This is a genomic window from Pseudomonas sp. GW821-FHT09D08, from assembly GCF_059416305.1.
In genome coordinates this window covers 13274-26398 of the sequence record NZ_JBWKOX010000004.1, presented here as the reverse complement: position 1 = coordinate 26398, position 13125 = coordinate 13274, and the positions used below count along the sequence as shown (strand labels likewise).

Below are 13125 nucleotides of genomic sequence, written 5' to 3'. Positions count from 1 at the left end.
ATAGTTGCGCCTTTTTTCGCCTGCCAGTAAGCCATTTCGGCCATGCTGCGGTGACCTTCCATGGAGGCAGATGCGCACACTTTTTCGCTCTCGAGCGTTGCAGCTGGCGCATTTGCCTTAAGTCCACTTGAAGTAAGGGTAATGACATGAAGAAGGCAAAGCTAAGCCTCGCCTGGCAGATCCTCATCGGTTTGGTATTGGGGATCGCAATCGGCGCAGTGCTCAACCATTTCAGTGCTGAAAAGGCCTGGTGGATCAGCAATGTGTTGCAGCCAGCGGGCGATATCTTTATCCGCCTGATCAAGATGATCGTGATCCCGATTGTGATTTCCTCGTTGATCGTCGGCATTGCCGGTGTCGGTGACGCGAAAAAACTCGGGCGCATCGGCGTCAAAACCATCCTTTACTTCGAAGTGGTCACCACCATCGCCATCGTGGTCGGCCTGCTGCTGGCCAACCTGTTCCACCCGGGCGCAGGTATCGACATGAGTACCCTGGGTACCGTCGATATTTCCAAGTACCAGGCGACCGCCGCCGAGGTGCAGCATGAGCACGCGTTCATCGAGACGATCCTCAACCTGATCCCGTCTAACATCTTCGCCGCGGTGGCTCGTGGCGAGATGCTGCCGATCATCTTCTTCTCCGTGCTGTTCGGCCTGGGCCTGTCGAGCCTCAAGCCGGATCTGCGCGAGCCGCTGGTGACGATGTTCCAGGGCGTGTCCGAGAGCATGTTCAAAGTCACCCACATGATCATGAAGTACGCTCCCATCGGCGTATTCGCACTGATCGCGGTGACCGTGGCCAACTTCGGTTTCGCCTCCCTGCTGCCGCTGGCCAAGCTGGTGATTCTGGTTTACGTCGCCATCCTGTTCTTCGCCTTTGCAGTGCTGGGCCTGATCGCTCGCCTGTTCGGCTTCTCGATCCTCAAGCTGATCCGCATCTTCAAGGACGAGTTGGTGCTGGCCTACTCCACCGCCAGTTCCGAAACCGTGCTGCCGCGTGTGATCGAGAAAATGGAAGCCTACGGTGCGCCGAAGGCCATCTGCAGCTTCGTGGTACCGACCGGCTACTCGTTCAATCTAGACGGTTCGACCCTGTACCAGAGCATCGCGGCGATCTTTATCGCCCAGCTGTATGGCATCGACTTGTCGATCGGGCAGCAACTGATGCTGGTATTGACCCTGATGGTCACCTCCAAAGGCATCGCCGGTGTGCCGGGCGTGTCCTTCGTGGTGCTGCTGGCCACCCTGGGCAGCGTGGGCATCCCATTGGAAGGCCTGGCGTTCATCGCCGGTGTCGACCGCATCATGGACATGGCCCGCACCGCCCTGAACGTGATCGGCAACGCCCTGGCCGTGCTGGTCATCTCCCGTTGGGAAGGCATGTACGACGACGCCAAGGGCGAGCGCTACTGGAACTCCCTGCCGCACTGGCGCACCAAGGAAGCGCTGCCGGCCGGCGAGATCACTCGCGGCTGATCGTACGATTGCGCTGACACAAACCTCGGATAATTCCGGGGTTTGTCGTTTCTGCCAGCCCCGCTATCATTCGCCCCATCTTTCGGGGGATTCAACTGATGCTCAATGGCCTGTGGCTTGGCTTCTTTGTCGTGGCAATGGTGTCAGCACTGGCGCAATGGCTGGTGGGCGGTAACGCCGGGATTTTCGCGGCGATGGTCGAAAGCATTTTCGCCATGGCCAAATTGTCGGTGGAAGTGATGGTGCTGTTGTTCGGCACCCTGACGTTATGGCTGGGCTTCTTGCGGATCGCCGAAAAAGCCGGGATTGTCGAATGGCTGGCCAAGGCCCTGGGTCCGCTGTTCCTGCGCTTGATGCCGGAGGTGCCGGCCGGTCACCCGGCCATTGGCCTGATCACCCTCAACTTTGCCGCCAACGGCTTGGGCCTGGATAACGCAGCAACACCTATCGGCCTGAAGGCCATGAAGGCGCTGCAAGAGCTCAATCCCATCCCTAACACGGCGACTAACGCACAGATCCTGTTCCTGGTGCTCAATGCATCCTCCCTGACCCTGTTGCCGGTGACGATCTTCATGTATCGCGCCCAGCAAGGTGCGCCCGATCCGACCCTGGTATTCCTGCCGATCCTGCTGGCCACCAGCGCATCCACATTGGTGGGCCTGCTGTCGGTGGCGGTGATGCAGCGCCTGCGGCTGTGGGACCCGGTGGTGCTGGCCTACCTGGTTCCAGGCGCATTGGTACTGGGTGGGTTCATGGCCCTGCTGGCGACCCTCTCGGCCACCGCATTGGCCGGGTTGTCGTCAATCCTCGGCAACCTCACGTTGTTCGGCCTGATCATGCTGTTCCTGCTGATCGGCGCACTGCGCAAGGTGAAGGTCTACGAAGCATTTGTCGAAGGCGCCAAAGAAGGTTTCGACGTTGCCAAGAACCTGTTGCCGTACCTGGTGGCGATGCTCTGTGCGGTGGGCGTGTTGCGTGCCTCCGGCGCGCTGGACCTGGGCCTCGAAGGCATTCGCCATGTGGTGGCCTGGACGGGCATGGACACGCGCTTTGTCGACGCCTTGCCGACGGCGATGGTCAAGCCCTTCTCCGGCAGCGCGGCCCGGGCGATGTTGATCGAGACCATGCAGACCCAGGGCGTGGACAGCTTCCCGGCGTTGGTGGCGGCGACGATTCAGGGCAGTACGGAGACCACCTTTTATGTGTTGGCGGTGTACTTCGGTTCGGTCGGCATCCAGCGGGCGCGGCATGCCGTAGGGTGCGCGTTGCTGGCTGAGTTTGCCGGTGTAGTTGCGGCGATTGCGGTGTGCTACTGGTTCTTTGGCTGAGGCTTAAATAGCTATCGGGAGCAAGCCCCCTCCCACATTCTGAATGTGTTCACAGATCCACATGTGGGAGGGGGCCCCCGATGAGGCCCTCAGCGTTTCCCCGCACCATTGCCCTGCTGAACAACCCACTCCACCACCTGCCTGTTCAACTGATCTCCCGCCAACCCAAACCCGGCCACCACCGCCGGCACTTTGGTGTCAGTCACCGCCTGCTGCACTTCAAACCGCCGGCTGGCAATAATCCGCTGATCACTCCCACACACCAGGCGTGCGTCGAGGCGGATCACCACCGCTACCGCACTGCCCCGGTACTCGCTCTGAAACGCCTGCAACTGCCCGCCCAATTCATAATCGGCCTGCAGGTTGGTGTCGTCGGTGCTCAACAGCGTCACGCGTCCATCGCGCTGGAACCCGTCCATCAGGCGATTGCGCAGCAGCACGGGCACTGGGTCGCTCCAGCGTGAGTTCGCATAGCTGCTGATCAAATCGCCATTGGGCACCACGGCGATGCGCGGGCTGTCGAGGAACTCACTGGTCTGCGGCTTTGCCAGGCGCAGCGACCAACTGACCGGCGCTCCCTGGTTGGCGGCCTGGGCCGAGGGCAGTCGGTAGACGTCCGACGGATCCGCCTTGGGCAGGATCGAGCAGGCGCTGATCAGCGCCAAGGCCACAGGGGCGATCATTTGGTAAGCACGCTTCATGGCGTGAACTCCTTGTTCTTGTCGCTGCCCAGCAGGTAGCCGCTGGGGTTGGCTTCCAGGCGGCGAGAGATGGCGCGCAGTGAACCGAGGGTTTCGCGCAGTTCGCGCACGGCCGGCGCCAGTTCGTTGAGACCCTGCATGCCGCTGTTCACCGAGTCCTTGTTGTTGGTGAGCAAGGTATTGATGGTGGCGGTGCTTTGCTCAAGGGATTTCATCGCCTGTTCGGCGCTGCCGAAGACCTGCTTGCCTTGATCACTGAGCAGGCCATTGGCGTTGCGCATCAGCGCCGTGGTCTGCTCCAGGGCGGCCCCGGCCTGCTTGCTTACCTGCATCAATTGCTGCATCACCACCTTGATATCCCCACGCTGGTCGGCAATCGCGCCGGTGGTCTGTTCCAGATGGTCCAGGGTGTTGCTGAGGCGCTCGACATTCTGCGCGGAGAACATGTCGTTGGCGTTGTGCAGCAGCAGGTTGATGCTGGTCATCAGGTCGTTGCTGTTATTGAGCAATCGCGCGATCGGCGATGGCGAGGCGATAATTTCCGGCAGGTTGCCGTCCTTGCCCTTGAGCTCCGGGCTTTGCGGTGTGCCGCCGCTGAGTTGGATGATCGAGGTGCCGGTGATGCCGGTCAGCGCGAGTTTGGCCTGGGTGTCTTCCTTGATCGGCGTCTGGCCGGCCAGGCGAATGCGCGCGAGTACGCGGCGCGGGTCCTTGGGGTCCAGGCGCAGGCTGATGACATCGCCCACCTTGATCCCGCTGTATTGCACCGAGCTGCCCTGGGACAGACCGCTGACCGCTTCGTTGAAGATCACTTCGTAATCCTGGAAGGCGCTGTCGACGCTGGATTTGGCCAGCCACAGGCCAAACAGCATCGCGCCGACCACCACGATCACGCTGAACAGACCGATCATCACATGATGGGCTCGGGTTTCCATGTCATACCTCGTTGAGCGGTTGAGCGGCATCCAATGCCGCGCGGCCACGGGGGCCGTGGAAATATTCGTGAATCCAGGCGTCGTCCGTTTCCGAGACGATATCGATGGCATCGGCCACCAGCACCTTCTTCTGCGCCAGCACCGCCACACGGTCGGTGATGGTGTAGAGCGTGTCCAGGTCATGGGTGACCAGGAACACGCTCAGGCCCAGCGCATCACGCAGGGTCAGGATCAGTTGGTCGAATTGCGCCGCGCCAATCGGGTCGAGGCCGGCGGTGGGTTCGTCGAGGAACAGGATGTCCGGGTCCAGCGCCAGGGCGCGTGCCAGGGCCGCGCGCTTGATCATGCCGCCGGACAGCGAGGCCGGGTATTTGTCGGCCGCCGACAGCGGCAGTCCGGCCAAGGCCAGCTTGACCGCCGCCAAGTGCTCGGCATCACGGCGGCTGAGCCCGGCATGTTCGATCAGCGGCAGCGCGACGTTCTCGGTCACTGTCAGCGAGGAGAACAGCGCGCCCTTCTGGAACAGTACGCCAAAGCGCCGTTCCACCAGCGAGCGTTCATGTTCCGGCAGGCTCGGCAGGTTCTTACCGAACACCCGCACTTCGCCTTCACTGGGCCGGCGCAGGCCGACGATGCTGCGCAGCAGCACCGACTTGCCGCTGCCGGAGCCGCCGACCACCGCAAGGATTTCGCCCTTGTACAGATCCAGGTCGAGATGCTCGTGTACGCGCTGGCTGCCAAAGCGATTGCACAGGCCACGCACTTCAATCACCGCCTCGGTGGGCGCACGGTGCAGACGACTCACCAGCCCATCTCCATGAAGAACAACGCGGCCACCGCATCCAGCACGATCACCACAAAGATCGATTGCACCACGCTGGAGGTGGTGTGGGCGCCGACCGATTCGGCGCTGCCGCTGACCTTGAAGCCTTCCAGGCAGCCGATGGCGGCGATCAGGAAGGCGAAGAACGGGGCTTTTACCATGCCCACCAGGAAGTGCTGCACGCCAATGTCCGATTGCAGCAGCGAGAGGAACATCGCCGGCGAGATGTCCAGGGCCACGGCGCAGACCACGCCGCCGCCGACGATCCCCGCCAGCATTGCCATGAACGTCAGCATCGGCAGTGCCACCAGCAACGCCAGCACGCGCGGCAATACCAGCAACTCCATCGGGTCCAGGCCCAGGGTGCGGATGGCGTCGATTTCTTCATTGGCCTTCATCGAGCCGATTTGCGCGGTAAAGGCGCTGGCGGTGCGACCGGCAATCAGGATGGCGGTGAGCAATACGCCGAATTCCCGTAGGAAAGAGAACGCCACCAGGTCCACGGTAAAGATCGTTGCGCCAAAGCTCTTGAGCACTGTAGCGCCGAGGAACGCCACGACGGCACCGACCAGAAAGGTCAGCAACGCGACGATGGGCGCGGCGTCGAGGCCGACCTGTTCAAGATGGGCGACCATCGGCGTCAGGCGCCAGCGCTTGGGCCGGAAAATGCCCCGGGCGAAGGTTTCGAGAATCAAGCCGATAAAGCCCAGCAGTTGCTTACTGTCTTGCCAGACCTTGTCCACGGCCGCGCCGATACGCGCCAGCACCTGAATGCCAGTAGCTTCTTCCGGCGCTTTGTCGGGCACGCAAAAATCGTTGAGGGAGCGGTAGACGGTCTTGAGCAGCGCGCGGTCGGCGGCGGACAGGCTGCAGTCGGTCTGCTCGGCGGATTGTTCGATACGGGTGGGCCCCAGCAGCTCCACCAGCAGCGAGGCGCCGGCGGTATCCAGGGCGCCGAGACCATTGAGATCGATGCGCGCACCAGCATCGTATTGGCCGTCGAGCTTGTCCGACAGCTTCTTCAGGTTCGCGTAGTGGGCAAGCGTCCAGTCCCCTGTAATCCGCAGTAACGGGGGAGCGGTGGACGTATCGAGGTGGGCTGTGCCGGCCGTGGTGCTACTGGTCATAAGCTCCGAGCTTGTTTGCTATCCACAATTCCTACGTAATAGCACGATCCTGCCTACTTTGGGTTGTCCGTTTGTGCTGCGTCAGTCACTTTGAAGCGCAGCACACCGATGACCTGCCCGTCTTCGGTCAGCACCCTCACCTGCCAGCGGCCGACCGCATCGGGCGGGAAGTTCTGCTTGTGGGTCCAGGCGCGATAGCCTTCCTTGCGCCCGCCGTGGATATCCAACGCGATGCGGTCCACCTCTTTGCCGTTGAGTTTCCACACGTGGTAGATCCGCTCATCCAGGCCGCGCGGCGCGTTGATTGCGGTGTAGGCATAAAGCCCGCCGCTGCGCAGTTGGGCGGCGCTGACTTCCTTGAGGTCGTCACCCGGCGTGCGGTCTTGCAGTTGGGTGCTGATCGCCACTTCGGTCATCCACAAGGTGGCCGGCGGTACCCAACTGCGCAGGAACCAGCCCGCGCAACCAATGGCGGCCGTTACCCCCAGCAGCATCGCCCAGCCCTTGAGGCTGCGCAGCGGCAGGCTCACCGCCAGGCTTGGAATCGACAAGGCCATGGCGACGCCGAGGGCGAGTTTGTAACTTTCGGCGGTGGTCAGGTGCAGGATGATCGGCAGCGCAGTGAGCAGCGCGGCGAACAGGGTCAGGGTGTGCAACGCGAGGAACAACGAACGCTTGGGCGCCAGCCATTTGTAGTACAGCGGGTCGACGATCGACACCAGCGCGGCCGCGCCGAGCAGGCCGGTGAACACCGATTGGCCGCTGTTCCAGGCGGTGGTGACGAAAAAGAACGGCAGCACGAAGAACAGACTTTCCTGGTGGATCATCTGGGTCGCGTAGCGCAGCAGGGGTTCGGGTATTTCGCGCTTGAAGACTTTGGTGAACAGCTGGGTAAAGCTGTTTTCCAGCATCAGCCACAGCCAGCTCACCAGCATGATCACCGCGATCCAACTGGCCATGCCCTGCTGGCGATCCACCAGAATGAAGCTGCAGACACCCGAGATAAAACCGCCGAGTGCAATCACCCCTGGGTAGCGCTTCATCAGTTCGAGGACGCGGGTGATTAAGCGGGTCAGGTTTTGCATTCGGCGGTTCGCAGTCTTTGTAGGAAAAAATCCCAGACAGAATAACGTCTTAGGCCAGGGTTCGGTGCCTCATTACGCGATCCGTTTGCGATAACGGCGCACGCCGATCAACGCAATGGCGATCAGCGCGAGGACGCCGGCGCCGATCCAGTTGAGCATGTCGTAGCTCAGCAGTGGTTTCTCGATGCGCCAGTAACCCGGTTGCTTGAGCAACTCGCGCATGGCCTGGCTGGTCTGCTCCAGGCTCACGGCCTTGATGCGTTTGACCGGGTCGCTGAAGTGGCCGTTGTCGTAATCGCCCGAGGCGCTCCAATAATAGTCGGCCAGCGCGCTGTTGCCCTGCACGGCCCAGGCCTGGCGGGCGATGGCGGCCTGTTTGAGGCGCGCGAATACCGTTGGGTCCAGGCCGTCCTTGAGCAGTTGCGCCTTGAGGTCTTGCAGCACCTGCTCGGCTTCGGGGAGGTTGTCCCGCTCGAGGTCGGCATTCAGGCTGAGGAAGCCAACGCCACCCAACACCTCGCGCTCGCTCCAGGGGCCGTAGGACAACCCATGCTTGAGGCGCAGTTGGCGGTACAGCGCCCAGTCCAGGTAATCCTTGAGCAGGTCGTAGGTTTCATCATGCTGGTCGTCCAGCACCGGCTCGGGGAACAGCCAGTGCAGTTTGGCACTGTCACCCACCCAGCCGTGGATCAGGTCGCGGTGGCTGGCGGCGGCGTGCTGGATCTGCGGCAGCGCCGGGTGCTCGCTGGGTTCGATCGGGTCGAGTTGACCGTAGGTGCGTTCCAGGTAGGCCGGCAGCAGTTTGTCGAGGTCGCCGACGATGATCAGGGTCATGTTGTTGGGGGCGTACCAATTTTTGCGCAGCGTCTCCAGTTGGTCGCGGGTCAGGTGATCGACCTCGGCGCGCTCGGCGCATTTGAGCCCCAGCTCGATGGCCAGTTGATTGCTGGCGGTGTGGCCCAGGTCCTGGCGGTCGAGCAGGCGTTGCAGGTGGGAGTAATGACCGCCGTCTTCGCGCTCGACTACCTGTTTGGCCGCGTTGATATTGGCGTCGGTCAACTGGGTGCGGGTGATGATCGCCAGCAGCAGGTCGAGCACCTTGCGCTGGTTTTGCGCGGGTGCCTCGATCACAAAGGTCGTATCGGCGTTGCTGGTGTAGGCGTTCCACTCGCCACCCAGGGCTTGCATGCGGTCTTCCAGCTCGCCTTCGCCACCGCCGTCGATACCGCTGAACAGCAAGTGCTCAAGGAGGTGCGGCAGTTCCTTGTCTTCGCAACTGAAGTCGTCCAGGCCGACGCCGACCACCAGGCGAATCGCCACATGGCCGCGCTCGGTGCCCGGTTTAAGCAGCAATTGCAGGCCGTTGGGCAAGGTGTAGCCCTCAACCTGCAAGCGGTCAAAGGCAAAGACGTGGGCAGAACCCATGAGCAGGCAAGCGAACAACAGGCGACGCATAACAAGCTTCCTGGCGAGTGAGGTCAGCTTTAACTGACTTCACGGGCCATCGTACGTTCAGGGCGAATGTGTGATGTCGGCAATATCTTCGGCGGAGAGTGCGCCGGTGTCGGACGTTTCCAAGACTACATAAGCACTGCTGCAAAACAACGAGTTCAAGCGTTTCATGTCGGCAATCAGCTCCAGGTGCAGGGAGCTGGTCTCCAGGCTCTGCACGATCTTGCGTTGCAGGCGGCTGACGTGGGCGTGGGCCAGGCGGCGTTCCTGGGCGCGAAAGCGGCGCTTTTCGCGCAGCAGTTGGCGGGCGCTTTCCGGGTCGGCACTGAGGAACACCGACAAGCCCAGGCGCAGGTTGGCGATCAATTGGCTGTGCAGGCCGGTGAGTTCTTCCAAGCCCACTTCGGAAAATTGACGGCGTTGGGAGGTTTTCTGCTGCTGGACTTTGCGCAGCATGCGTTCGATCAGGTCGCCGGCCAGTTTCAGGTTGATCGACAGCTCGATGATTTCGGCCCAGCGCCGACTGTCTTGCTCGCTGAGGTCTTCGCGGGGCATTTGCGCCAGGTAGAGTTTGATCGCGCTGTAGAGTGCCTCGACATCGTCGCTGAGGCTGCGTATTTCCTGGGTAATGGCTGTCTGTTTGCCGCGCAGCACTTCCTGCATGGCGGTGAGCATGTTGTCGATCAGATCACCCAGGCGCAGGGTTTCGCGCGCGGCGTTGGCCAGCGCCAGGCTCGGTGTGGCCAGGGCCGTGGGATCCAGGTGGCGCGGTTGGGCCTTGCCGTTGACCTCGTCCCGCTCCGGCAGTAACCAGGCGCACAGCTTGGCCATTGGGCCGATGGTGGGCAGCAGGATCAGGCAACGGCTGACGTTGTAGAGCAGGTGGAAGGTGATGACCATGCCTTGGGCGCTGTAGTCCAGCCCGTCCATCCACAGCACCAACGGGTCGAGGACCGGAATAATCAGCAGCAGGCCGATCAGTTTGTACAGCAGGCTGCCCAAGGCGACCTGGCGACCGGCGGCGTTCTGCATGCTGGTGCTGAGAAAGGCCAGCACGCCGCTGCCGATGTTGGCGCCGATCACCAGGCCGATGGCCACGTGCAAGCCGATCACCCCGGCGCCGGCCAGGGTGGCGGTCAGCAGGACAGCGGCGAGGCTGGAGTAGGAAATCATCGCGAACAGGGCGCCGACCAGGGCATCGAGCAAAATATCGCCGGTCAGCGAAGCGAACAGCACTTTCACGCCCTGGGCGTGGGTAATCGGCCCGGCGGCTTCGACGATCAATTGCAGCGCGAGGATGATCAGGCCGAGGCCGATCCCGACCCGGCCCAACTGCCCGGCCCGCGTCTGTTTGCGCGACAGGAAGAAAATCACCCCGAGAAAGATCAGCAGCGGCGACAGCCAGGACAGGTCGAAGGTCAGCACCCGGGCCATCAGCGCGGTGCCGACGTCGGCGCCGAGCATGGTCGCCAGGGCGGGCACCAGCCCCATCAGGCCCTGGCCGACAAAAGAGGTCACCAGCATCGCCGTGGCGTTGCTGCTCTGCACCATGGCGGTCACCAGGATGCCGGCGACAAATGCCAGCCAGCGCTTGGACATGTTCTGCCCGATGACTTGACGCAGGTTGGAACCGTAGACCCGCAGGATGCCGGTACGGACGATGTGCGTGCCCCAGATAAGCAGGGTCACGGCGGAAAGCAGATTGAGCAAGGTCAGCATGCTCGGCCCCCCGTGTGGGTGCGCTCCAAGAGGAGCGAAGGAAAGTTGCCGCGTGCCGTTCTACGTCTTGTAGTTAAGCTGTAGTTGGCGAATGGGCTCGGCGCCAGCATCGCATAGCTAAAGTGGGGATTGAAACAAAACTGTCATGAAATCAGCTTTTTATGCATGAAAAAAAGGGGCTTATAAAAGCCCCTTTTTTGTCTGGCTCGGGTTTATTGACCCGGAATGTCCTTGCGCAGTTTCACAGGGTCCTGCTGTTTCTTCTTTTTCGCGATGGCGGTGCGCATCTTGATGTTCACCGCTTCCACCGCCAGCGAGAACGCCATGGCGAAGTAGACGTAGCCTTTTGGCACGTGCACGTCGAAGGATTCAGCGATCAGCACGGTACCCACCACCAGCAGGAACGACAGTGCCAGCATTTTCAGCGACGGGTGCTTGTCGATGAAGTCGCTGATGGTGCCGGCGGCCAGCATCATCACCAATACGGCAACAATGATCGCGGCAACCATGACCGGCACATGGGAGACCATGCCCACGGCGGTGATCACCGAGTCCAGGGAGAACACGATGTCGATGATCGCGATCTGGATGATGGTGTAGATGAACTTGCCACCGGCGCCCTTGGGTTCGTCGTGGGTTTCGTCTTCACCTTCCAGGGCGTGGTACATCTCCTGGGAGCTTTTCCACAGCAGGAACAGGCCACCGAAGAACAGGATCAGGTCGCGGCCGGAAATGCCTTGGCCGAAGACCACGAACAGATCGTCGGTCAGGCGCATGACCCAGGTGATCGACAGCAGCAGCAGGATTCGCGTGACCATGGCCAATGCCAGGCCGAAGATCCGGGTGCGTGCCTGCATATGCTTGGGCATGCGGCTGACCAGGATCGAAATCATGATGATGTTATCGATGCCCAGGACGATCTCGAGGGCCGTCAGGGTGAAGAAGGCAATCCAGATTTCCGGATTGGTCAGCCATTCCATGTGTATTCCTTTGAGCAAGTGTTAAACCGCGCAAGCTGCAGCGCCGCGCGGTGAGTGAGTCGGTACGATTATAGAGTGCTGAACAGCGGAAAAATCCCCATCAGCAATGCGGCGAACATTATGCACAGGCATACCAGTACTGCCCACTTCAGGGTAAAGCGCTGGTGATCGCCAAATTCGATACCGGCCAGGGCCACCAACAGGTAGGTCGACGGTACCAGCGGGCTGAGCAAGTGCACGGGCTGGCCAACGATCGAGGCGCGGGCCATTTCCACTGCGGTGATGCCGTAGTGGCTGGCGGCTTCGGCGAGTACTGGCAGTACGCCGTAGTAGAACGCATCGTTGGACATGAAGAAGGTGAACGGCATGCTCACCAGTGCGGTGATCACCGCCAGGTAAGGGCCCATGGCTTCCGGAATGACGGCCAGCAGGCTCTTGGACATGGCATCGACCATGCCGGTGCCCGACAGGATGCCGGTGAAGATCCCTGCGGCGAAGATCAACCCTACCACCGCCAATACGCTGCCGGCGTGGGCGGCGACGCGGTCTTTCTGCTGTTGCAGGCACGGGTAGTTGACGATCATCGCGATACTGAATGCCACCATGAACAGCACCGGCAGCGGCAACAGGCCGGCGATCAGGGTGCACATCAGGGCCAGGGTCAGGGCACCGTTGAACCAGATCAGCTTCGGACGGCGGGCGTCCGGGTATTGCGACACGCTGATCTCGCTGTGGTCGATCTCGTCGCCTTGCAGGTGCAGTTCACCCAGGCGCGCCCGTTCGCGCTTGCCGTACATGTAGGCAATCACCAGGATCGCCACCACACCGGCGGCCATCGCCGGGATCATCGGGACGAAAATATCCGAGGGGTCCACGTGCAGCGCACTGGCGGCGCGGGCGGTCGGGCCGCCCCAAGGGGTCATGTTCATCACGCCACCGGCGAGGATGATCAGGCCGGCCATGATCCGCGGGCTCATGCCGATGCGCTGGTACAGCGGCAGCATGGCGGCCACGCAGATCATGTAGGTGGTGGCGCCGTCACCGTCGAGGGACACCACCAGGGCCAGCACGGCGGTGCCGACCGACACCTTCAGCGGGTCGCCCTTGACCATCTTGAGGATCTTGCGCACGGCCGGGTCGAACAGGCCGGAGTCGATCATCAGGGCAAAATAGAGGATGGCGAACATCAGCATCACGCCGGTGGGCGCAAGCTTGGTAATGCCTTCGAGCATCATCGGGCCGATCTTCGGTGCGAAACCGCCGAACAGCGCGAACAGGATAGGCACGATGATCAGGGCGATCAGCGCGGACAGGCGCTTGGTCATGATCAGGAACATGAACGTGATGACCATGGCAAAGCCAAGGAAAGTCAGCATAGGAATACTCCAGGCGTAGCGCGGCTAGGGAATGGCAAACCGGGGTGGGGTCAGCGCAGAACGAAAGGCACTAGGCGTACGGGTGGAGTTGGGGCGAACAGGCGGGTACGGACGGACATCG

General features: G+C 61.7%; 11 protein-coding genes. 2 read left to right on the top strand and 9 right to left on the bottom strand.

The window, feature by feature from the left end; genetic code table 11:
- Nucleotides 1-146: 146 nt before the first annotated feature.
- Nucleotides 147-1478 (top strand): glutamate/aspartate:proton symporter GltP, encoded by a 1332-nt coding sequence (gene gltP, locus AC07OP_RS09095; protein ID WP_115488288.1) that lies wholly within the window; start codon nucleotides 147-149, stop codon nucleotides 1476-1478.
- A gap of 98 nt (nucleotides 1479-1576) precedes the next feature.
- Nucleotides 1577-2806: a nucleoside recognition domain-containing protein gene (locus AC07OP_RS09090; protein ID WP_027608018.1), complete on the top strand. Its 1230-nt coding sequence runs from the start codon at nucleotides 1577-1579 to the stop codon at nucleotides 2804-2806.
- An 89-nt stretch (nucleotides 2807-2895) separates the two neighbouring features.
- Here AC07OP_RS09090 and AC07OP_RS09085 read toward each other — a convergent pair whose 3' ends face one another.
- The 9 genes from AC07OP_RS09085 to AC07OP_RS09045 form a co-directional block, all read right to left on the bottom strand.
- Nucleotides 2896-3507, bottom strand: a complete 612-nt coding sequence (locus AC07OP_RS09085; protein ID WP_495100733.1) for an ABC-type transport auxiliary lipoprotein family protein — start codon at nucleotides 3505-3507, stop codon at nucleotides 2896-2898.
- Nucleotides 3504-4442, bottom strand: a complete 939-nt coding sequence (locus AC07OP_RS09080; RefSeq protein WP_027608016.1) for an MlaD family protein — start codon at nucleotides 4440-4442, stop codon at nucleotides 3504-3506. The genes AC07OP_RS09085 and AC07OP_RS09080 overlap by 4 nt, the downstream gene beginning before the upstream one ends.
- A 1-nt stretch (nucleotide 4443) precedes the next feature.
- Nucleotides 4444-5247, bottom strand: a complete 804-nt coding sequence (locus tag AC07OP_RS09075) for an ABC transporter ATP-binding protein (protein WP_065937854.1) — start codon at nucleotides 5245-5247, stop codon at nucleotides 4444-4446.
- Complete coding sequence (locus tag AC07OP_RS09070; RefSeq protein ID WP_027608014.1) at nucleotides 5244-6392, bottom strand: ABC transporter permease; 1149 nt, start codon at nucleotides 6390-6392, stop codon at nucleotides 5244-5246. Before AC07OP_RS09070 ends, AC07OP_RS09075 begins: the two co-directional genes overlap by 4 nt.
- Nucleotides 6393-6445: 53 nt before the next feature.
- Nucleotides 6446-7477, bottom strand: coding sequence for a DUF5924 family protein (locus AC07OP_RS09065; RefSeq protein ID WP_027608013.1), 1032 nt, complete (start codon nucleotides 7475-7477; stop codon nucleotides 6446-6448).
- A gap of 72 nt (nucleotides 7478-7549) precedes the next feature.
- Nucleotides 7550-8932 carry a M16 family metallopeptidase gene (locus tag AC07OP_RS09060; RefSeq protein WP_495100732.1) on the bottom strand — a complete coding sequence of 461 codons (1383 nt, stop codon included), beginning with the start codon at nucleotides 8930-8932 and terminating at the stop codon, nucleotides 7550-7552.
- 57 nt (nucleotides 8933-8989) lie between these two features.
- Nucleotides 8990-10648 carry a Na/Pi cotransporter family protein gene (locus tag AC07OP_RS09055; protein ID WP_495100731.1) on the bottom strand — a complete coding sequence of 553 codons (1659 nt, stop codon included), beginning with the start codon at nucleotides 10646-10648 and terminating at the stop codon, nucleotides 8990-8992.
- 212 nt (nucleotides 10649-10860) lie between these two features.
- Nucleotides 10861-11628 carry a TerC family protein gene (locus tag AC07OP_RS09050; RefSeq protein WP_027608010.1) on the bottom strand — a complete coding sequence of 256 codons (768 nt, stop codon included), beginning with the start codon at nucleotides 11626-11628 and terminating at the stop codon, nucleotides 10861-10863.
- Between the two features lie 68 nt (nucleotides 11629-11696).
- On the bottom strand, nucleotides 11697-13004 hold the full coding sequence (locus tag AC07OP_RS09045) for a CitMHS family transporter (protein WP_003170826.1): 1308 nt from the start codon (nucleotides 13002-13004) through the stop codon (nucleotides 11697-11699).
- Nucleotides 13005-13125 lie beyond the last annotated feature (121 nt).

Bases quoted from the DNA above. Each gene is read 5' to 3' on its own strand.
- AC07OP_RS09080 (WP_027608016.1), bottom strand. From the start codon at position 4,442: ATGGAAACCCGAGCCCATCATGTGATGATCGGTCTGTTCAGCGTGATC.
- AC07OP_RS09090 (WP_027608018.1), top strand. From the start codon at position 1,577: ATGCTCAATGGCCTGTGGCTTGGCTTCTTTGTCGTGGCAATGGTGTCA.
- AC07OP_RS09085 (WP_495100733.1), bottom strand. From the start codon at position 3,507: ATGAAGCGTGCTTACCAAATGATCGCCCCTGTGGCCTTGGCGCTGATC.
- gltP (WP_115488288.1), top strand. From the start codon at position 147: ATGAAGAAGGCAAAGCTAAGCCTCGCCTGGCAGATCCTCATCGGTTTG.
- AC07OP_RS09060 (WP_495100732.1), bottom strand. From the start codon at position 8,932: ATGCGTCGCCTGTTGTTCGCTTGCCTGCTCATGGGTTCTGCCCACGTC.
- AC07OP_RS09045 (WP_003170826.1), bottom strand. From the start codon at position 13,004: ATGCTGACTTTCCTTGGCTTTGCCATGGTCATCACGTTCATGTTCCTG.
- AC07OP_RS09070 (WP_027608014.1), bottom strand. From the start codon at position 6,392: ATGACCAGTAGCACCACGGCCGGCACAGCCCACCTCGATACGTCCACC.
- AC07OP_RS09055 (WP_495100731.1), bottom strand. From the start codon at position 10,648: ATGCTGACCTTGCTCAATCTGCTTTCCGCCGTGACCCTGCTTATCTGG.
- AC07OP_RS09050 (WP_027608010.1), bottom strand. From the start codon at position 11,628: ATGGAATGGCTGACCAATCCGGAAATCTGGATTGCCTTCTTCACCCTG.
- AC07OP_RS09065 (WP_027608013.1), bottom strand. From the start codon at position 7,477: ATGCAAAACCTGACCCGCTTAATCACCCGCGTCCTCGAACTGATGAAG.